Raw genomic sequence first — 19,515 nt, forward strand, 5'->3', positions numbered from 1 at the left:
ACGTTAAATTTTATGAGAAATTTAAAATCGTTAAATTAAAATAAGATTTATATTTGTGTTAATAAAACTTTATAATTATGTCATTTTCAGAATTATTTGATAGCGAATTCAAACAAAGAAACAAAGGGCACTTTTCAGCTATCGTTCGTGTAGCATTAGCAGACGGAGTTGTGTATCCAGAGGAAAAACAATTTTTAGACAAATTAGCTTCACGTTTAGAAATCACAGAGTCTGAATACGAGGAAATCCTAAGCGATCCTTTAAAATATCCTATCAACCCACCGTATTCTTATGTTCAACGCTTGGAACGTTTATACGATTTAACCCGAATGGTTCATGTTGACCACCAACTTGAAGATAAGCAAGAGGTATTATTAAAGAAAATAAGTGTTGCTTTAGGATTTACACCAAGCAATGTTGATTATATTATTGCAAAAGCATTGTCATTAGTTGACAAAAAAGTTGATGCAGATACTTTTATTTACGAAATGCAGCACATGCATAAATAATAGTTTATCAGTTTTCGGTCTCAGTTTGCAATTTTAACTTAATCGAAAATTGAAATAAATTTTAAATTATAAACCCGACAAGTTTTTAAAACCTGTCGGGTTTTATGTTTAGATTTTATACATTCAACTCAACCACAAACCGGACTGAAGTCCGGCCCTACAACATAGGCCGAGCTAAAGCTCTTTTCTAGTTCCGAAGGAACAAATTATATTGTAGAGCTGGACTTCAGTCCAGTTTAAAACCAATCGTTTTTTTTCAAAATTGAATTATACATTAATCCTTAATTAATTTCAAATTCAATTTTCCGTATTGATCTTGAGAATCATTTGCGGTAATCTCATACGTATAATTCCCTTTTTTCAGTGGTATTTCTCCAACATAATCAATAGGTTGTAAAGTATAGGTTTTGCCATCAATTTGCAATTCAACAAATGCGTAGCTATATGCTAACGAAAAAGTTTTATAACCTGACTTCTGTCCAGAATTTATATTCTCAAAATTCACATTACCACTTGAACTATTTACGATAATATTTTGAAAATTAAACTTACTGGCATTCGACAATCGGATTCTTACTTCAGACGAATCGTCATTAGAACAGCCAACTAAAGCAAAAACCAGAACAACCAAAACAAATATATTTTTCATAAGTCTATTTTATTTACATAGATATTGAAAATACAAAAAGGTTGCGTTTGCAAAATAGTGTTATTATTACACTTCCGCCATAAACTCTTCCGCTTTTTCGACCATGTTTTTGCTTCCGCAGAAAAACGGAACTCTTTGATGCAATTCTGTCGGCTGGATTTCCATGATTCTTCCAAAACCATCTGTTGCTTTTCCTCCTGCTTGTTCTGCAATAAACGCCATTGGATTGCATTCGTACAACAAACGTAATTTTCCTTTTGGCGCTTTTGAACTTGTCGGATAAATATAAATACCGCCTTTGATCATATTTCGATGAAAATCGGCAACCAAACTTCCTATATATCTTGAAGTATAAGGTCGATCTTCTTCTTCACGCTGGCAATATTTGATGTAATTTTTTACTCCTTGCGGAAAATGAACATAATTTCCTTCGTTTACCGAATAGATATTTCCATTTTCAGGAAACCTCATATTTGGGTGTGAAAGATAAAATGTACCAATTGCTGGATTTAGTGTAAATCCGTTTACGCCATGCCCAGTGGTATAAACCAACATCGTAGAAGTTCCATAAATTACATAGCCTGCTGCCACTTGATTGATTCCCGGTTGTAAAAAATCCTCGCTTGTTACCGGAGTTCCTATTGGCGTAATTCTTCTGAAAACAGAAAAAATTGTTCCCACAGAAACATTTACATCAATGTTTGAAGATCCGTCAAGCGGATCCATTAAGATCACGTACTTATTATTATGACTGTTGTCGCTCCCCTGAACAGTTATAAAATCGTCGTTTTCTTCAGAAGCAATACCACAGACAATCTCACGGTTTATTAACGTCTGGATAAATACTTCGTTTGCATAGACATCTAATTTTTGCTGGTCTTCTCCCTGAACATTCTGTTCGCCTGCGGCGCCGATGATGTCCACTAGTCCGGCTTGGTTTACTTTATAGTTGACAACTTTTGCCGCCAAACGTATAGAGTTGATAATACGGGAAAGCTCTCCCGACGAATACTGAAATGCTTTTTGGTTCTCAATAATAAACTCTCCCAGTGTTTTATTGCGTTCTTCCATTACTATATCGTTGTAGTTTTATTTTTAAGTCACAAATATCGTTTATTTTGTGAGAATGATTTAAAAATTATGTTGTTAGTTTGCTACTATTGTATATTTGCTAATTATCAGCAAAAAGTACCTAGTAAAAAAACGCTTTTTTAGCTAATAAACACTTAATAATACGAATATATGAATATTAGAAAAGGAAATCCTGAAGACATGAAATCGGTGTTAGGGCTAATTCAGGAGCTGGCGATATTCGAAAAAGAACCCGAAGCGGTCGTTGTTACAGAAGAAGATTTAGTTCGTGACGGTTTTGGCGAAAAACCATTATTTCATGTTTTTGTAGCAGAAATTGAAAACGAAGAAAAACAAAAAGAAATTGTTGGAATCGCGTTGTATTATTACCGCTATTCCACTTGGAAAGGAAAAACAATTCATCTTGAAGATTTGATTGTAAAAGAAAAAATGCGCGGTACCGGTTTAGGTTCTGCACTTTATGCTGAAATCATGAAACAAGGAAAAAGAGACAAGGTAAGACGAGTAGAATGGAATGTCTTGGATTGGAATACTCCAGCAGTTAAATTTTACGAGAATTCTGGCGCAAGAATTCTTGACGAATGGAGAGTCGTTCAAATGGATGAAGCAGGACTAAATTCATTTCTAGAAAAATTGTAAAAAATTATCGCCACAAATTTCCACAAATTAATTCGTGTTAATTCGTGGAATTAGTGGCAAAATAAACAAAGATTTCGCCCCAAACTGAAATCTAAAAACTAAAATCTATAAATTAATAATGAGAGTATTTAAATTTGGAGGAGCATCGGTAAAAGATGCGGATGGAATTAAAAACGTTTACGACGTTTTGCAAAAAGTGGGTTACGAAGATGTGATTTTGGTTGTTTCGGCAATGGGAAAAACCACAAATGCTCTTGAAGTTGTAATCAAAAATTATTTTGACAAATCGCCTGAGCTGAATTCTTCGGTACAGGAAATAAAAAAATATCACAACCAAATATTATTGGATTTATTTGAAGATGAAAATCACCAAGTTTTTGCAGCCGTAAACGAGCAATTTGCTGAACTTGAATATTTTTTAGCGCACAATAAATCACCAAATTACAACTTTGTTTATGATCAAATTGTAAGTTTTGGGGAATTGATTTCTACAAATATTTTAAGCCACTACATGAATTTCAGAGGAATTCAGACACAATGGCTTGATGTTCGTAATTTTATCAAAACGGATGCAAATTATAGAGATGCTGGTGTTGATTGGGAAATTACGCAACAAAATATCAGCAAAAATGTTCCAAGAAAACAACTAAATATCACACAAGGATTTTTAGGTGCTGACGAAAACAATTTTACTACAACTCTTGGTCGTGAAGGTTCTGATTATACTGCCGGAATTTTTGCTTATTGCTTAAATGCAGAAAGTGTTACCATCTGGAAAGATGTTCCTGGAGTTATGAATGCTGATCCGCGTTATTTTGAAAATGCAAGTTTGCTTAATCAAATTTCATATCGCGAAGCAATCGAATTAGCATTTTACGGTGCTACAGTAATTCACCCAAAAACATTACAGCCTTTACAGAAAAAAGAGATTCCGTTATACGTAAAATCATTTGTGAATCCTTTATTAAAAGGAACTTGTGTTTCAAAAGGTGTTGACTTGGAGCCACAATATCCATGTTTTATCGTAAAAAGAGAACAGCTTTTGATTTCGCTTTCATCAATTGATTTCTCTTTCATTATGGAAGAAAACATCAGCGAGATTTTTGGATTATTCCACGAATTTAAAATCAAAGTAAATTTGATTCAGAACTCTGCAATCAGTTTTTCTGTTTGTGTGGAAGATAAATTTGGAAATTTCAACGAATTGAATGCGATTCTTTCCAAAAAATTCAAAGTAGAATACAGCGAAAATGTAACACTTTACACGATTCGTCACTTTACAGAACAAGCTGCAGAAACGGTTGAAAAAGATAAAGAAGTTTTATTGAAACAAGTTAGCCGTGAAACTATGCAGATTGTGACAAAAGAATTAAACTAATTTAGCTTTTTGTAAAAGGTAATTATTCAATTCAAAATATATTTTTAGAAAGGCTTTACTTAATTGTAAAGCCTTTTTTAGTTTTTCCCTTTATTTAACTCACTAATAATCATTTTCAGATCTTCTATTTGCAGTTCATATTGTCTTATTATTTTTCTATAAAAATGAAGCGCTTCACTTTCCGTTTGGAGTTCTGTACTTATTAAATTTTCATAAACAGAATCTCCCACTCCTCTTCTCACTAATTCTTCAGGAGTAATCTTAAATACTTCACAGATTTTATTAAAATGAATAGTCCAAGAAGTACTTTCTCCTCTCTCCATTCTAGCGTAAGCTGACTGCGAAATATTTAAATGATCAGCAACCTCTTCTTGCGACATGTTTTTCGCTTTACGCAATGTTTTTAAATTATTTCCTACAATTCTATTCATAATTAACATTTTTACAAATATAAACATAGGAATTAATTTACAATTATTCAAATTTAGGTTTTTAATAACCGATTTTCGAATAATACAAATTCGAAAAGCAATATAATTTTACCATAAATAACTTATGTATTAACCAATTAATTTTTTAAAAAATGAAAAAATTAGAATTAATTCAAATGGAAAATGTAAATGGAGGTGAATTAAGACCTTTAGGAAAAAGAGATTATGGATGTGGAGCTTATGGCTTAGCCGCGGGTATTGCCGCAGGTTGTAATCCATTAGTTGGAGGCTTAACAACTCTTGGATGTTATTTGTTAACTTAAGAGCATAAAAATGAACAACAAAGTATTGATTCTAACATTGCTAGTAATCATTATTGGTTTAGGTTACAGATACCTAAATAAAAAATGAGGGCATCTAACTTATGAGACCTATCAACATATTAGTGCTTCATATAATTTAGAGTCAAAAATTAACTTTTGCTAATTAATGCTAAACTAGCCTCAAGCATATATTTTGCTTGAGGTTAGTATTAATTAATTTAAAAATAATTTTATGGGAAGATTAGGTATAACGGAAATAATTTTAATTGTTATTGTGCTTCTACTTTTTTTTGGCGGAAAAAAAATTCCAGAATTGATGAAAGGCCTAGGAGAAGGTCTCAAGGAATTTAAAAAAGCCTCAAAAAATGACAACGAAAAAAAAGAGAATTCTGTTAAATGATTTGAATGCGATTCTTTCCAAAAAATTCAAAGTAGAATACAGCGAAAATGTAACACTTTACACGATTCGCCACTTCACAGAACAAGCTGCAGAAACGGTTGAAAAAGATAAAGAAGTTTTATTGAAACAAGTAAGCCGCCAGACCATGCAGATTGTTACTAAAGAATTAAACTAATTTAGCTTTTTGTAAAAGGTAATTATTCAATTCAAAATATATTTTAGAAAAGGCTTCGCTTAAGAGTGGAGCCTTTTTAGTTTTTACCTTTATTTAAATGCTTAATTATCATTTTTAGATCTTCGATTTGTAATTCATATTGTTGAATTATTTTTCGATAAACTCTAAGCATAGCCATATCCGTTTGACGTTCGTTGTTTATCCAACCTTCATACGCAGAATCTCCAACTCCTTTCCTTACTAATTCTTCGGGAGTAATCTTAAATACTTCACAGATTTTATTAAAATGAATAGTCCAAGAAGTACTTTCTCCTCGCTCCATTCTTGCATAGGCAGACTGAGAAATTTTCAAATGATCTGCAACCTCTTCCTGCGACATGTTTTTTGATTTTCGCAGCATTTTTAAATTATCTCCTACGATTTTACTCATAATTAACCTTTTTAAACAAATATAAACATAAGAATTATTTTACAATTATTCGAATTTAGGTTTTTAATAACCGATTTTCGACTAAGGTTTTTCTTCATTGCACAATAAATTTGTAAGAAAGATAGATCAAATATTAACCAATAAATTTAAATTATTATGAAAAAATTAGAATTAATTCAAATGGAAAATCTGGAAGGTGGGGCAGATTCTGTTGATTGTGTAATTGCAGGAGCTGGACTAATTTTAGGCGCACTTACAATTGGAGCGGTAACTGGTGGAATCGGATTAGCAATGTGGGGAGCAGGAATGGGATTAAACATTGTTGGAATGATGAGAAGTTGTTAATTAATAATTTCATGGATAATTTCATGGATAATTTCATGGATAATTTCATGGATAATTTCATGGATAATTTCTTTTCGTCTATTTTAAATAATCATTTAATCTTTAATTAAATTCTTTTTAAAGAAAAAAAAACACTAAACAACTGATTTTAAACCAAAAAAAGGCCCTCAATATGGCATAAATTATTTGATATTAGTATATTAAAATAGACGATCAGAAATTATTATTATTTTTTGTAATCAACGTCTTTGTAACAAAGCAATTAAATTTAAAAAATGAAAAAACAGTATTTGATATTTATATGTGTTTTAGTAATACTACTACAGACATCGAACTATATTCTTTTTAAAGGTGATTTCATTTCTGTCATGATAACTACATCTGGCATTTTACTTATTTTATTAGCAACTTATAAAATAAAAAAATAACATTTTTACATCGGGATGTATATCTAATCCTACAAATTATTTATATGACATTTTCTGAATTTAAATTAAAAGAATTAACATCCAACTATCACTACATTATAGTTTCTAACCTTACAAAAACAAAAACTTTAATAATAATTGAAAAGAGCTCAATATACTATTATTAGATACCCATTTTCAAAATGGTTCATACTTTCTATTATTACAATTATAATAGCTGAATTTTTTAAAAATGCAATTCATTTTGACAAACTATTTTATAACTCTCTTACTGAACAACTGACTTCAAAACAAATTTATACATATTTTGAATTTCAAAAAAAATGGGAATGGCTAAGTTATATCTTTCTTCCAATTTTGTTATTAATCAAAACTTCTATAAGTGCAACTATACTTTATATTGGTTTATTTTTCTTCAATAAAGATTTAAAGTTTAGTATTATTTTAAACTTTGTCATAAAAGCAGAGTTTATTTTTTTATTAGTTCCAATTTTTAAAGTTATTTGGTTTACTTTTTTTCAAATAAACTACGATTTAAATGACGTTCAAAATTTTTATCCCATTTCAGCTTTAAATATTATTGGGTATAGAGGATTGGAGTCGTGGCTTATTTATCCTTTTCAAGTTCTTAATTTATTTGAACTTTTCTATATAATCTATCTTGGAAATCAAATTGGTAAACTAACCAATACAAATACTGATTATGGCTTAAAAATCGTTGCATTAAGTTACGTTCCGACTCTTTTTTTGTGGGTAGTTACAGTAATGTTTTTTACACTTAATTATTCATAAAATGTCAACATTCAAAAAAAGACTTTTCATAATCAATTACTTTTATTATAATACAAAGTTATTCCGAACCTTCTCCGGAATTTTTACAATGCCAATTACGATCATAATAACGCTATTAAAAGAACCAAAAAAAGAATGAAAAAATCGCTCAAAATTATATTTACGTCATTGTTTATAGGAATTTTTCTTTTTTTAAGTAATAAAATAATCTACAAAATAAATTATAAAAAGCAAATTGAACAGAATACCAAAAGCATACCTAAACTCTCTTATCTAAACATAAATGGAGAAAACTTCACTAATGAAAACTTAAAAAAAGTCACTCCTGTAATATTTATTTACTTCAGTACAGATTGTAATTACTGTAATGAAGAAGCACAAATAATAAATAAAAACATTAAAATCTTAAAAGACATTCAAATCATTTTTGTATCATGTGAAAATATTAATCTAATAAAAAAGTTTGCTCAATACAATCACCTAAATAATTATGATAATATTCATTTTCTATATGACGGAAAAGCAAGTTTCGCTCCTACTTTTGATGTAAATTCAATTCCATGTATAGTTCTCTACGATAAAAACCATAATCTAATTGAAAAAATAAATGGGCAAACAAAACCAGAAATTTTGATTAAAAAATTGAATTCTCAACAATGAATTTAAAACACATTCAAAGAACTTATACTCCACAACTTGATCAATCAGATTGTGGTGTAGCTTGCTTATTGTCACTTATAAAATTTTATGATGGCTATAATTCTCTAGAAAAAATCAGAGAACTAAGTGGCACCTCAAAGCAAGGAACAACAATGCTGGGTCTCTATCAAGCTGCAAATAAATTGGGTTTTAATGCCGATGGATGTGAAGCTGATATTCAGGCATTGATTGACCATAAACAACCTGTAATTTTACACATTTTAACCGAAAATCAGCTACACCATTATATTGTTTGTTATCAATACACTGAAAAAGAAGGCTTTCTAATTGGAGACCCTGCAAAGGGAGTTTATACCTTAAGCATTTTGGAATTAGAAAAAATATGGTTTTCTAAAACCTGCTTAACACTTGAACCAAATAACGGCTTTGTTACTGTGAAAACACAAAAAAACAACCAGAAAAAATGGTTTTTAGATTTAGTTAAAAAAGATTATAAACTCATTTGGATTTCTATTTTACTGGGCATCTTCGTCGCTGGATTAGGGTTAGCAATGGCTCTTTTTTCTCAAAAGCTTATAGATGATATACTTCCTTCAAACAACATCAAAAAACTAATTTCAGGAATTGTTCTATTAACTATTTTACTGTCTGCACGTGTTGGTATAATAATCTTACGAGAATACTTTTTATTACAACAATCGAAAGACTTTAACAATCGAATAAATAATGATTTTTTCAGCTCCCTTTTGCAATTACCAAAATCTTTTTTTGACACTCGAAAAACAGGGGAAGTAATTGCAAGATTAAATGATACGCAACGCATACAAAACGTCATTAAAATACTTTCGGCTACATTTGTAATTGACACTCTGGTCACCATCATTTCATTTATTTTTCTTTTTAGTTATTCTTGGCAATTAGGTTTAATTTCATTAATTACTTTACCAATTTATTTCTTTATAATTTATCATAAAAATAAAAAGATAATGAACTCTCAAAAGGAAGTTATGCAAAGTTATGCTCTTAATGAAAGTAACTATATCGATACTATTCAGGGAATTTCGACTATAAAAAATGATAATAAACAGCCTTTTTTCAACAGCTTAAATGAGCAAATTTTCTCAAATTATCAGGAAAAAATGTTCCAGTTGGGAAAAATCAATATTTCACTATCATGGCAATCTGGTATAGCCAGTGTCTTTTTTTTAATTGGCATTATAATTTATACTTCTGTTCAGGTCTTTAATCAAGAAATTAAAATTGGTGAGCTAATGGCTATTCTTGGAATAGTAGGATCATTACTGCCATCAATCGCAAATCTGGCTTTAATTTCGATTCCTATAAACGAAGCTAAAATTGCATTTAACCGAATGTATGAATTTGCATCGATAGAAAAGGAAAACCAAAAGGGTAAAGAACTTTTAGAAATTAATAAAATCTCTATTCAAAATCTTTCTTTTCGGTTTGCTGGTCGCAGTGAACTTTTTCATGGCATTAATTTAGAAATCGAAAAAGGAAAATTTACTGCTATTGTTGGCGAAAGCGGAAGTGGCAAAAGTACTCTGGGACAAATATTACAACGTTTTTATAATTTTGAAAACGGCAACATAATTGTAAATAACACTCATGAATTTCAAGAAATAGGACTTGAAGGTTACAGAGATTTATTAGGTGTAATTCCACAAGAAATTACTATATTCAACGGAACTATAATTGACAACATATTACTTGGAGCAATTGATACTCCCGAAAGCATAGTAACCTTTATTAATGAATATGGCTTTGAACCTTATTTAAGTCAATTACCACAAGGCTTAATGACCGTAGTTGGTGAAGAAGGGATTAATTTAAGTGGGGGACAAAAACAAATTATTGCTTTGGCAAGAGCTTTATATAAAAAACCTCAGTTTTAATTCTCGATGAAGCAACATCTGCAATGGATAGAAATACTGAAAATTTTACAATGCAGCTACTTCAAAAAATAAAGCCCAATTGTGCAGTACTATTTATTTCTCATCGCCTTAACAAACTTAAAAACTTAGCAGACACCATTTATATATTGGAAAATAAAACAATATCTAAATTTGGCAATCATGAAGAATTAATGAAATCCAGTAATTTTTATAGCGAGTATTGGAACGAACAATTAGTATAAATATTTTTTAAATCATGAAATCAAAAAATCATAGACCATATATTTTTATCTATAATTACATTTATAGTCCCCTAGTTGTGTTAGTAATGTTTTGGATATTCTTCTTTAAAGGAGAAAGATTTTCCATCGAAAAAATAATTAATCAGCGTTATGAACCAAGTCTATATATAGCTATAGGATGTGCAATAGGTTTTTTGTTAATTATGAGATATAACAAGAAATTTCCAAAAAAATAAATCAATCAATTCTAAACATTGCTAAATCACATTTTATGATTAAATCTAAAACAAAACTATTGGCGATCTATTTATTTTTTTCTGTTACGTGCTTAACCCTTGGTTGCCAAGCTCAACAGGATTAATTAGTGTTATTTACCAAGAAACAATTGTATTAAAGTAACGAATATGAATAATATAGAACCCTCAGAAGAAGAAAAAAACAATTGGCATAAAGACCCAAACAATTGGGTTTGGGGAATGTTTTATTACAACCCAAAAGACAATAGAATATTAATTCCCAAACGAATAAAAGAATTTGGCTGGACAATTAACTTTGCCAATCCAAATTCAGTCTTTTTATCTGTTGTTCTTATTTTAATTTTAATGATTATCGCTGAAGGAACAAAAAAATAAATAATCTATTCTCTAAAATTATATGACAACAAAAAAGAAATTAATGCTACTTTTTCTCATTATAATTGTGTTATATATTGGCATCGATTTAAGCCCAATACTACAAAAAGAAAGCTTAAATGATATTTCATATTCAGATTTCAAACATTCTATCGGACCCTTTTTTGACGTTAATTGTTGTCATCATAAGTTATAGAGCAGAAATTAAAAAAGAAAAAAATCTCAAAAACCAAAATGATTCTTCATTATAAAGCTCGCCATTTCAGCTTCTAAATTTCCCAATTATAAATAGTACTTTTGTTTTTTAGGCTACAAAGTGCAACTGGGAAAATTATTTCCCTACAACTTAAATGATTATCGGAAATTAATTTTTAGAAAACTTATGTTAGAAAAATATAGATTACTAATTATTTTCACAATTACAGAAACCATAATTGCACTTTTTAGTCTTAGTAATTTTATAAAAAACAACCCTCAACTTATTTCTTTCTCAACAGCAGTTTTTTTAATAATTCTTCCCTTTTTCTACTATTTATTTACAAGAAAAAAACAAACAGAACTCACTTTTTGGTTCGTTTTTTATTCGATATTTAAAATAACACCGTACATATTTCCAATGGGAAACAACTTCTTCGGAAAATTGTTTCAATGGAAAATTTATTTAAATATTGCTTTTTTACTCTTCTTGATTTTGAAAGCATTTTTGTTCTTAAAAAATTTCAGAAAAACAGCCAAACAAACAGAAAATATAGAGCAAGATGCCCATTCCATTATCACGAACTCTTTAAAAAAGTCAGTGCGTTTTCAAAAATTAGGAAAGGTGATTGCCTTTGAAATTTGCTCGTTTTATTATTGTTTTATCAAATGGCAAGGCGATAAAAAAACTAAAAATGACTTTTCTGGATATTACAACAGTGGCGTTGGTGGTCTTTATTTTGGTTTAATGCTTGTTTCTGTTTTTGAAGCATTTGGATTTCATGCCTTGTTAATTTCCCGAAATAAAACCTTAGCCATTTTATTTCTAGTACTTCATGTTTATTTGTTAATCAATTTAATTGGTCACCTGAAAGCTATTTTTTTCAGAACACATCTTGTACTTTCTCAAAAAATCGTGCTTCGTTATGGTCTTTTTGAAACTACTGAAATTCCGATGCATTCCATTTTATCCATCAATAAATTTGAAGGCGATTATGAAAAAAGCCCTGATCTGGTAAAATATGCATTGTTAGGCAAACTGGAACCACACAATATTTCTTTAGAACTAAAAAACAGTCAAAATTTCAAACTCCCTTTCGGAATAACAAAAAACTCAAAAAACGTATTGTTCTACATTGATAATGCAAATGACTTTATAAATGAAACGAGGCTCAAAATAGAAGAAAACCAAAGTCTTAAAAACGCATAAATGCAAAAGCAGTTGTGATTACCTCAAGGCTCATCAATAACTCATTACAAACAAAATAAGCAACCAAACATTTCCCAATTATAAATACTATTTTTGGCTTTTTTAGAGTTAAAGTATTTATGCTGAAAAAATTACTGTTTTTAACGGTTTTCATCTGGTTTTCTGGGCTTCACGCGCAGGAAACTGAATCATCGTATAAAACAAAAAAAGTAATTGCAACGCGCGACACGATTCGACTAGAAAATGTCAGCATAAATTCCAGTTTTTTTGAGCTTTTAAATACCAAAAATCAACGCATTGACTCCAGTTTTTACAAAATCAATTTTGAAAAAGGAACGCTTCTTTTAAACGAAAAATTCACTTCGATTTCAGATACTTTAATCGTCAATTATTTAAAATATCCCGATTTTATCACCAAAGAATACAGTCTTTACAAATTAGATCAAGTAGTAAGCAATGAAGCTGGTTCTGAAAAACTGTATAAAATTGACAACGCCAATACCAAAAAAGTCGTTCCGTTTGACGGCTTAAATACTTCCGGAAGCATTACGCGTGGCGTTACTGTCGGTAACAATCAAAATACCGTTTTAAATTCCAATTTAGATTTACAGATTACCGGAAAAATTTCAGACAAAGTCAGTCTTCGGGCTTCGCTTCAAGACAATAATATTCCATTACAGAATGGCGGTTATTCTCAAAAACTGGATCAGTTTGACAATATTTTCATGGAGCTTTTCAGCGATGATTGGAACATTCGCGCAGGCGATGTCTTTCTGGAAAATCATAAAACTCAATTTCTCAATTTCAACAAAAAAGTTCAGGGACTTTCTGCGAGTTTTGATTTTGATACAGGAAAGAGCAAAACAAATGTTTTTGCTTCCGTCGCCTTTGTAAAAGGGCAATATGCAAAAAGCACTTTTATCGGTCAGGAAGGAAATCAAGGTCCGTATAAATTAAAAGGACAAAACGGCGAATTGTATGTTTTGGTCATTTCGGGTTCAGAACGTGTTTACGTGAATGGTGTTTTGCTAAAACGTGGTGAAAACAATGATTATGTAATTGATTATAATGCCGGCGAAATTGTTTTTACGTCACTTTTTACGATCACTTCTGAAATGCGCATCAATATCGAATACCAATATTCGGAACGAAATTATAACCGATTGGTGACTTACGCCGGTGGCACGCACGAAAACAAAAATTGGAGTTTTGGCGGTTATATTTATTCTGAAAGCGATTTGAAAAATCAGCCTTTGCAACAAAATCTTTCTACAAATCAAGTTCAAGTTTTGAAAGATGCTGGAGACAATCCGGATTTGATGAAAGCGCCTTCTGCTTATGAAGACAAGTATGCCGACAATAAAATTTTGTATAAAAAAACATTGATCAACTCAGTTGAAGTTTATGAATATTCGAACAATCCTGCCGATGTTTTGTACAATGTAAAATTTAGTTTGGTTGGAAATAATGCAGGAAATTATATTATTCAGAACAATAATTCGGTTGAAAGAATTTATGAATATGCACCGCCAGTAAACGGAATTCTGCAAGGAAATTACGAGCCAATTGTGCAATTAGTACCGCCAATAAAACTTCAGGTTGCGACATTTTTAGGAAAATACAATCCGAACGAAAAAACATTGGCTGATTTTGAACTCGCCATAAGCAACAATGATAAAAACTTATTTTCGAGCATTGACGACGGGAATAATGAAGGAATTGCTTTTAAGACCAATCTCAAAAAACGTCTTTTTACCAAAACTTGGACATTGGATGCCTTTGCAAATTATCAATATGTGGAGGAAAATTTCAAGTCGGTGGAGCGATTGTATAATATTGAATTTAGCCGTGATTGGAATTTAAATGCGACGCTTTTTGGCAATCAAAGTCTGCTGACAACGGGAATCAATTTTGATTTATTTGCGAAGAAGAAAACTTCAAATATTGGTTTGTTGACCTACCAATTTGAAAAATTAGATTTCAGCGAAAGTTATTCGGGAACGCGCCACACCACATCGGCTTTTTTCAAAATAAAAAAATGGACTTTTGAAAATCAGGGAAGCTTTTTGAATTCAGATGCAACCACTTCAACATCAAAATTCATTAGAAATCAAACCCGAACGAAATATCATTTTGGCAAAAACTGGATTGGTGCCAGCATGCAACTCGAAGACAATCAGGAAAAAGATAAAACAACCAATCAGTTTTCGGCCTTGAGCCAAAGATTCTCAGAATATGGTGCTTTCATAGGCCGTGGTGACAGCACAAAAGTTTTTGCAGAAATTGGCTTTTTACAACGCCGAAACGACAGTTTGCAAAACGGATTACTGCAACATGTAAACAATTCTCAGACTTATTATTTGAGATCAAAACTGATTCAAAATAAAAAAACAAATTTGGCAGTTTATATGAGCTATCGAAATCTGGATTTTACCGATCCGAATCGAAGCAACGAACCTTCCTTAAATTCGAGAATCCTATACAATGACCGATTTTTTAATCAGTTGATGCAAATCGGAACCACCTATGAAACCAGCTCTGGAACTATTGCCCAGCAGGAATACACCTATATTGAAGTGCCAACCGGACAAGGAGTTTATACTTGGAATGATTATAATGGCAATGGAATTCAGGAATTGGAAGAATTTGAAATTGCTCAATTTTCAGATCAAGCGCGATTTATCAGAATCTTTTTGCCGAATCAGATTTATATAAAAACCAATCAGAATAAATTTTCGCAATCGCTGACACTAAATCCAGCACAATGGCAAAATGAAAAAGGACTCAAAAAATTTGCTTCTTATTTCTACAATCAAACGTCGTTTATTATGGACCGAAAAGTGAAAAGTCAAGGCGAGCGATTGGAACTGAATCCGTTTGATTCTTCAGAAGAAAATATTTTGGGATTGAATTCGAGTTTACGAAACAGCTTGTATTTTAACAGAGGAAAACAAAAACATTCTGTCACTTATTCTTATCTGGTCAATAAAGGAAAAAACCTGCTTTCCGTTGGCTCGCAAAATGTCACGAATAATTCGCATCAAGTACAATACACACATTTGGTTCAGAAAACGTGGCTTTTTAATTTTTTCACCAAAACCATAAAAACCAATTTAGTTTCAGAAGATTTTGTCGAGAAAAATTATGATCTAAGAGGCTATCAGCTTGCGCCAAAAATCAGTTATTTGTTTTCAAAAAACACTAGTTTGGATTTCTTTTATGAATTTCAGAATAAGGAAAATCAGATTGGCAATTTAGAAACTTTAGTTCAAAATAGACTTGGCACTTCATTTTCATTTGCTGGAGAAAAAAAAGTGGCTTTAAATGGCGAGTTTTCATTTTATCAAAACAAGTTTAATGGAAACGAATTTTCATCTGTTGGATTTCAAATGCTTGAAGGACTTCAAGCGGGACAAAATTTAGTTTGGAAATTGCTTTTACAGAAAAATATCACCTCATTTTTAGATATCAACTTAAACTATCAAGGGCGCAAAAGTGAGACGGGTGCAACCGTACACACAGGAAATGTAAACCTTCGTGCATATTTTTAGTGAGTTGCGAAAAAGATGACAATAAATTGATTAATTTTAATTGAAATTTAAACATGTAGCCTTATGAAAAAATTATTATTGCTTTGCTTTTTAGTGGCTTTCTCATCTAATTTTTATGGACAAGATGCCGCAACAAAAGCAACTAAGAGCCAAACAGAAGCCGCTGCAAAAAAAGCAAAAGCTGACGCAAAAAAAGAAGCTGATAAATCGAAGAAAGCAGCAGATGACGCAACAGCTGCAGCATCAAAAGCTAAAAAACAATCAGCAAGCGAAGCTAAAAAAACTGCTGACAAATCTAAAAAAGCGGCTGATGATGCAACCGCAACAGCAACAAAGGCAAAAAAAGATGCTAGCGACGCTAAGAAAACAGCCGATAAAGAAAGCGCAAAAGCAAAAACCGAAGCTGACAAAGCTAAAAAAACTGCCGTAAAAGCTGATGCTGCAAGCAAGTCTGCAACAAAAGATGCCACTGCAGCAAAAAAATCTGCTACTAAGACTTTAAAAGAAACTAATGAAAAAGCGCCAAAAACACCAGACAAAGTAACTGGAGAATATAACGGCAAAAAAGTATATACTGGTCCTAAAGGCGGCAAGTATTACATCAATAAAAATGGTAATAAAACTTATATCCAAGATTAAAAAAAAGTTGCTAAGTTGCTAAGGCTCTAAGATGCTAAGCTTTTAAAACACCAAATTTTAAGCCGAACTTACGTTCGGTTTTTTTATTTAAGCGATTTTCAATCTCTAAAAACTTAGTGTCTCAGGAGCTTGGCATCTTAGAATCTTAAATAAAATATTCAGTTAATAATTTAGTAATATGTCCGAAATCTCATAAGAAACATATTTCTTTATATTCGCTTTTAAAAAGCGTTAAACTATGAGCATTGACTATTCTGCTAACAAAACAATTTTAGTTGCTCCATTAAACTGGGGATTAGGCCACGCCACCAGATGCATCCCAATTATCAAAGCGCTTCAGGAAAACAAATTTATTCCGATTATCGCTTCTGACGGAGTTGCACTGGCTTTGTTGCGAAAAGAATTTCCGTATATACAAACTTTAGAATTGCCTTCTTATCATATTGAATATGCCAAAAACGGCAAAAATTTTAAATGGAAGCTGATTAAGAATCTTCCTAAAATGATTACAGCCATTCTGGACGAAAAAAAGATTGTTAATTCCTGGATAAAAAAACACGGAATTGATGGTATTATTTCAGACAACCGTTTGGGCGTTTTCAGCAAAAAAGTTCCTTCTGTATTTATGACGCATCAATTGAATGTCATGACAGGAAACACAACTTGGTTTACAAGCAAATGCCATCAGCATATTATTAAAAAATATACGGAGTGCTGGGTTCCTGATTCGAATGAAGAAACGAATCTTACGGGAGATTTGGGGCATTTGAAAACAAATGATCTGAATTTAAAATACATTGGGCCTTTGAGCAGAATGAAGAAAAAGGAAACGCCAATAGTTTATGATTTAATGATTATTTTATCAGGTCCTGAACCTCAACGAACGTATTTAGATCAAAAACTTCAAAAGGAAGTGGCTAATTTCAAAGGAAAAGTAGTTTTTGTTCAAGGTATTGTTGAGAAAGTTCAGAGCAAATGGCAGGCAGGAAATGTTACCTATTACAATTTCATGAATTCGAAACAGCTGGAGCAAACCTTCAACGAAAGTGAATTTGTACTTTGTCGTTCTGGTTATACAACTGTTATGGATTTGGCAAAATTGGGCAAAAAAGCCTTTTTTATCCCAACTCCTGGACAATATGAACAAGAATATTTGGCCATAAAACTTCAAAATGAAAATTTAGTGCCATATGCAATGCAAGACGACTTTACCATTGAAGATCTTTCAAAAGTAAATTCGTTTAAAGGATTGACACAATTTAAAAGTGATATTGACTGGGATAAATTATTTTCGGTTTTTGAAGAATAATTCTCAACTATAAAAAAAATCCGTATTAATTAGCGCTTTTGCGAATGCACATCTGTTTTACCTGTGCTCTGATTTTAGACGCAGATTAAACGGATTCACTTCGTGAAAACGCGGATAAATACGGATTTAATTTTTATTTTTTAGAAGTTAAACTGTGCTTGCAAACGCAGCAAATTTCCTTCTTGTCTATTAATTGGACGGGCACTGTCTTCAAAAGTTCGATCAGCAATAACATATTCGGCTGTTAATTCGAATGCTTTGATTGGTTGCCATTCGATTCCAAATTGGTAATCTCTCACCACATAACTTCTAGCGTCTTTTTCATATTTCTTGCCTCCGTCATAATATTGAAATTGAGCGTACGGATAAATATGCTGTTTCTTGTAATCCCATTTGTAATTAAGCAAAACATAACCTCCATTCAAACTCGTTTCGTCAACCGTATTTGTTGCTGGATTATAACGAGGTCCTTTACCAATATTATATTCCGTTTGGATTCCGAAAGGTTTTGGATACAAAACAAAAGTTGCACCTACTCTTTCATCTTTCACATATTTAGGATTGTTTACAATAACACCTGTAGAAATTTCGTCGGTGAAAGCCCATTTTCCGTCATAAGCCTGAATTCCAGTCTCGATAATCTGGCTTCCAATTACAAAAGGATAAGATACTCTAGCAACAACATTCAAATCTCTGTTTGCATCGATTTTATTTGCAATTTGTCCGTTATAAACTCCAAAAGCAAATACTCCAAAATCGCCTGAACCTTTATAACCATCTTTTACCAACATAGCAAAACGCTCTCTGATTTCGGCTGGTGCCCAATAAAAAATCAGTCCTAAATCACGCTCATTTGCTATTGAGCTGTTTATTGCATCTGGACGATCCAAAGTTAAACGCTGTGAACTTGATTGCATATTTATAAATCCATACGGAATTTTGCTTTGTCCGACACGAACACGATATTCTCTTTTCTTATCAAAAGAAAGGTCAAAATACAAATCGCGAATTTGAACGAAATTTTGAATTCCAGTAACTGGAGAACTAGCAAAATCGGGCTGGAAATAGAAAAATACATTTGGATGAACCTGACCAGAAAACACTAAACGTGCACGACGAATAAAAAGTCCGTTGTTTGCTTTTGCGTCTGGAGCTGTTGAAGTTGTTCCCCAAGATCTGTCACATTGGTCGCACGCCACTTTATCATTTGTAGAAAACAAACCGTTGTATCGAATTTGAGCATAACCTCTTAAAGAGATTTTATCGTACCAATGTTCTTCAATACCTCCTCCAGACTTTGTTTCTGGAAGTTTTGCTTTATTGATAGAATCTAAAATACGAAGTACTTCGTTTTTTACTTCCTGTTTATTTACATTTTGCTGATTTACATCTTGTGCATTTACTGCTGTTGCAAGCAATATTGTCATCACAAGAACTAATTTTTTTATCATTTTTCTTTTACCCTTAGTTTCAGGATGCAAAGATGAAGCACCTATGTTAAGAAATCATTAACAAGATGTTACTATAATAAAAATTTAATGTTAGGCACTGAAGCCTAATGTTTATTTATTGT

General features: G+C 31.6%; 19 protein-coding genes and 1 pseudogene. 15 read left to right on the forward strand and 5 right to left on the reverse strand.

The window, feature by feature from the left end; all coding sequences use genetic code 11:
• Positions 1 to 77 precede the first annotated feature (77 nt).
• The gene (locus SCB73_RS04875; RefSeq protein WP_320568982.1) at positions 78 to 509 is read left to right on the forward strand and encodes a TerB family tellurite resistance protein; all 432 of its coding nucleotides are present in this window, start codon (positions 78 to 80) and stop codon (positions 507 to 509) included.
• Positions 510 to 783: 274 nt separating this feature from the next.
• Here SCB73_RS04875 and SCB73_RS04880 read toward each other — a convergent pair whose 3' ends face one another.
• Together SCB73_RS04880 and fbp are read right to left on the reverse strand one after the other, a co-directional pair.
• Positions 784 to 1,158 (reverse strand): hypothetical protein, encoded by a 375-nt coding sequence (locus tag SCB73_RS04880; protein WP_320568983.1) that lies wholly within the window; start codon positions 1,156 to 1,158, stop codon positions 784 to 786.
• A gap of 66 nt (positions 1,159 to 1,224) precedes the next feature.
• Complete coding sequence (gene fbp, locus SCB73_RS04885; RefSeq protein ID WP_320568984.1) at positions 1,225 to 2,229, reverse strand: class 1 fructose-bisphosphatase; 1,005 nt, start codon at positions 2,227 to 2,229, stop codon at positions 1,225 to 1,227.
• A 171-nt stretch (positions 2,230 to 2,400) separates the two neighbouring features.
• Between fbp and SCB73_RS04890 the strand changes: the two genes are divergently transcribed.
• A complete protein-coding gene (locus SCB73_RS04890) occupies positions 2,401 to 2,889 on the forward strand; it encodes a GNAT family N-acetyltransferase (RefSeq protein WP_320568985.1) in 489 nt (162 codons plus the stop codon).
• 118 nt (positions 2,890 to 3,007) lie between these two features.
• Entirely contained in the window at positions 3,008 to 4,267 is a 1,260-nt protein-coding gene (locus SCB73_RS04895; protein WP_320568986.1) for an aspartate kinase, read from the forward strand.
• Positions 4,268 to 4,344: 77 nt separating this feature from the next.
• Here the strand turns inward: SCB73_RS04895 and SCB73_RS04900 are convergent, their stop codons facing one another.
• Positions 4,345 to 4,698 (reverse strand): helix-turn-helix transcriptional regulator, encoded by a 354-nt coding sequence (locus SCB73_RS04900; protein WP_320568987.1) that lies wholly within the window; start codon positions 4,696 to 4,698, stop codon positions 4,345 to 4,347.
• 152 nt (positions 4,699 to 4,850) lie between these two features.
• On the opposite strand from SCB73_RS04900, the gene SCB73_RS04905 reads away from it, so the two are divergent.
• From SCB73_RS04905 to SCB73_RS04915, 3 genes and pseudogenes are all read left to right on the forward strand, one after another.
• Positions 4,851 to 5,021, forward strand: a complete 171-nt coding sequence (locus tag SCB73_RS04905) for a hypothetical protein (RefSeq protein ID WP_320568988.1) — start codon at positions 4,851 to 4,853, stop codon at positions 5,019 to 5,021.
• A 232-nt stretch (positions 5,022 to 5,253) separates the two neighbouring features.
• Complete coding sequence (gene tatA, locus SCB73_RS04910; RefSeq protein ID WP_320568989.1) at positions 5,254 to 5,421, forward strand: twin-arginine translocase TatA/TatE family subunit; 168 nt, start codon at positions 5,254 to 5,256, stop codon at positions 5,419 to 5,421.
• Positions 5,417 to 5,596: pseudogene (locus tag SCB73_RS04915) on the forward strand (aspartate kinase); the annotation flags it as partial. The gene tatA and the pseudogene SCB73_RS04915, both read left to right, overlap by 5 nt.
• 76 nt (positions 5,597 to 5,672) lie before the next feature.
• On the opposite strand, the gene SCB73_RS04920 reads toward SCB73_RS04915, so the two are convergent.
• Positions 5,673 to 6,026, reverse strand: coding sequence for a helix-turn-helix domain-containing protein (locus SCB73_RS04920; RefSeq protein ID WP_320568990.1), 354 nt, complete (start codon positions 6,024 to 6,026; stop codon positions 5,673 to 5,675).
• A gap of 156 nt (positions 6,027 to 6,182) precedes the next feature.
• On the opposite strand from SCB73_RS04920, the gene SCB73_RS04925 reads away from it, so the two are divergent.
• The 9 genes from SCB73_RS04925 to SCB73_RS04965 all read left to right on the forward strand — a co-directional run bounded on the left by SCB73_RS04925 (position 6,183) and on the right by SCB73_RS04965 (position 17,942).
• Positions 6,183 to 6,371: a hypothetical protein gene (locus tag SCB73_RS04925; protein WP_320568991.1), complete on the forward strand. Its 189-nt coding sequence runs from the start codon at positions 6,183 to 6,185 to the stop codon at positions 6,369 to 6,371.
• Between the two features lie 566 nt (positions 6,372 to 6,937).
• A complete protein-coding gene (locus SCB73_RS04930; protein WP_320568992.1) occupies positions 6,938 to 7,591 on the forward strand; it encodes a hypothetical protein in 654 nt (217 codons plus the stop codon).
• A 135-nt stretch (positions 7,592 to 7,726) separates the two neighbouring features.
• Entirely contained in the window at positions 7,727 to 8,251 is a 525-nt protein-coding gene (locus SCB73_RS04935) for a TlpA family protein disulfide reductase (protein WP_320568993.1), read from the forward strand.
• Positions 8,248 to 10,164 carry a peptidase domain-containing ABC transporter gene (locus SCB73_RS04940; RefSeq protein WP_320568994.1) on the forward strand — a complete coding sequence of 639 codons (1,917 nt, stop codon included), beginning with the start codon at positions 8,248 to 8,250 and terminating at the stop codon, positions 10,162 to 10,164. The genes SCB73_RS04935 and SCB73_RS04940 overlap by 4 nt, the downstream gene beginning before the upstream one ends.
• A gap of 646 nt (positions 10,165 to 10,810) precedes the next feature.
• Positions 10,811 to 11,038, forward strand: a complete 228-nt coding sequence (locus SCB73_RS04945) for a DUF5808 domain-containing protein (RefSeq protein ID WP_320568995.1) — start codon at positions 10,811 to 10,813, stop codon at positions 11,036 to 11,038.
• A gap of 616 nt (positions 11,039 to 11,654) precedes the next feature.
• The gene (locus SCB73_RS04950) at positions 11,655 to 12,443 is read left to right on the forward strand and encodes a hypothetical protein (protein ID WP_320568996.1); all 789 of its coding nucleotides are present in this window, start codon (positions 11,655 to 11,657) and stop codon (positions 12,441 to 12,443) included.
• Between the two features lie 119 nt (positions 12,444 to 12,562).
• Positions 12,563 to 15,994 (forward strand): hypothetical protein, encoded by a 3,432-nt coding sequence (locus SCB73_RS04955; protein ID WP_320568997.1) that lies wholly within the window; start codon positions 12,563 to 12,565, stop codon positions 15,992 to 15,994.
• Between the two features lie 63 nt (positions 15,995 to 16,057).
• Positions 16,058 to 16,633 carry a hypothetical protein gene (locus tag SCB73_RS04960; protein ID WP_320568998.1) on the forward strand — a complete coding sequence of 192 codons (576 nt, stop codon included), beginning with the start codon at positions 16,058 to 16,060 and terminating at the stop codon, positions 16,631 to 16,633.
• Positions 16,634 to 16,871: 238 nt separating this feature from the next.
• Entirely contained in the window at positions 16,872 to 17,942 is a 1,071-nt protein-coding gene (locus SCB73_RS04965; protein WP_320568999.1) for a glycosyltransferase, read from the forward strand.
• Positions 17,943 to 18,082: 140 nt separating this feature from the next.
• Here the strand turns inward: SCB73_RS04965 and SCB73_RS04970 are convergent, their stop codons facing one another.
• Positions 18,083 to 19,393 (reverse strand): porin, encoded by a 1,311-nt coding sequence (locus tag SCB73_RS04970; protein WP_320569000.1) that lies wholly within the window; start codon positions 19,391 to 19,393, stop codon positions 18,083 to 18,085.
• Between the last annotated feature and the right edge of the window lie 122 nt (positions 19,394 to 19,515).

This window comes from Flavobacterium sp. KACC 22761 (assembly GCF_034058155.1).
In the GTDB taxonomy this organism is placed as follows: Bacteria; Bacteroidota; Bacteroidia; order Flavobacteriales; family Flavobacteriaceae; genus Flavobacterium.

What these genes read in the sequence shown, in the direction of transcription:
- SCB73_RS04895 (WP_320568986.1), top strand. Translation starts at nt 3,008, where the DNA reads ATGAGAGTATTTAAATTTGGAGGAGCATCGGTAAAAGATGCGGATGGA.
- SCB73_RS04950 (WP_320568996.1), top strand. Translation starts at nt 11,655, where the DNA reads ATGGGAAACAACTTCTTCGGAAAATTGTTTCAATGGAAAATTTATTTA.
- SCB73_RS04970 (WP_320569000.1), bottom strand. Translation starts at nt 19,393, where the DNA reads ATGATAAAAAAATTAGTTCTTGTGATGACAATATTGCTTGCAACAGCA.
- SCB73_RS04965 (WP_320568999.1), top strand. Translation starts at nt 16,872, where the DNA reads ATGAGCATTGACTATTCTGCTAACAAAACAATTTTAGTTGCTCCATTA.
- SCB73_RS04925 (WP_320568991.1), top strand. Translation starts at nt 6,183, where the DNA reads ATGAAAAAATTAGAATTAATTCAAATGGAAAATCTGGAAGGTGGGGCA.
- SCB73_RS04900 (WP_320568987.1), bottom strand. Translation starts at nt 4,698, where the DNA reads ATGAATAGAATTGTAGGAAATAATTTAAAAACATTGCGTAAAGCGAAA.
- SCB73_RS04905 (WP_320568988.1), top strand. Translation starts at nt 4,851, where the DNA reads ATGAAAAAATTAGAATTAATTCAAATGGAAAATGTAAATGGAGGTGAA.
- SCB73_RS04940 (WP_320568994.1), top strand. Translation starts at nt 8,248, where the DNA reads ATGAATTTAAAACACATTCAAAGAACTTATACTCCACAACTTGATCAA.
- SCB73_RS04920 (WP_320568990.1), bottom strand. Translation starts at nt 6,026, where the DNA reads ATGAGTAAAATCGTAGGAGATAATTTAAAAATGCTGCGAAAATCAAAA.
- tatA (WP_320568989.1), top strand. Translation starts at nt 5,254, where the DNA reads ATGGGAAGATTAGGTATAACGGAAATAATTTTAATTGTTATTGTGCTT.
- SCB73_RS04880 (WP_320568983.1), bottom strand. Translation starts at nt 1,158, where the DNA reads ATGAAAAATATATTTGTTTTGGTTGTTCTGGTTTTTGCTTTAGTTGGC.
- SCB73_RS04955 (WP_320568997.1), top strand. Translation starts at nt 12,563, where the DNA reads ATGCTGAAAAAATTACTGTTTTTAACGGTTTTCATCTGGTTTTCTGGG.
- SCB73_RS04935 (WP_320568993.1), top strand. Translation starts at nt 7,727, where the DNA reads ATGAAAAAATCGCTCAAAATTATATTTACGTCATTGTTTATAGGAATT.
- SCB73_RS04945 (WP_320568995.1), top strand. Translation starts at nt 10,811, where the DNA reads ATGAATAATATAGAACCCTCAGAAGAAGAAAAAAACAATTGGCATAAA.
- SCB73_RS04960 (WP_320568998.1), top strand. Translation starts at nt 16,058, where the DNA reads ATGAAAAAATTATTATTGCTTTGCTTTTTAGTGGCTTTCTCATCTAAT.
- SCB73_RS04890 (WP_320568985.1), top strand. Translation starts at nt 2,401, where the DNA reads ATGAATATTAGAAAAGGAAATCCTGAAGACATGAAATCGGTGTTAGGG.
- fbp (WP_320568984.1), bottom strand. Translation starts at nt 2,229, where the DNA reads ATGGAAGAACGCAATAAAACACTGGGAGAGTTTATTATTGAGAACCAA.
- SCB73_RS04875 (WP_320568982.1), top strand. Translation starts at nt 78, where the DNA reads ATGTCATTTTCAGAATTATTTGATAGCGAATTCAAACAAAGAAACAAA.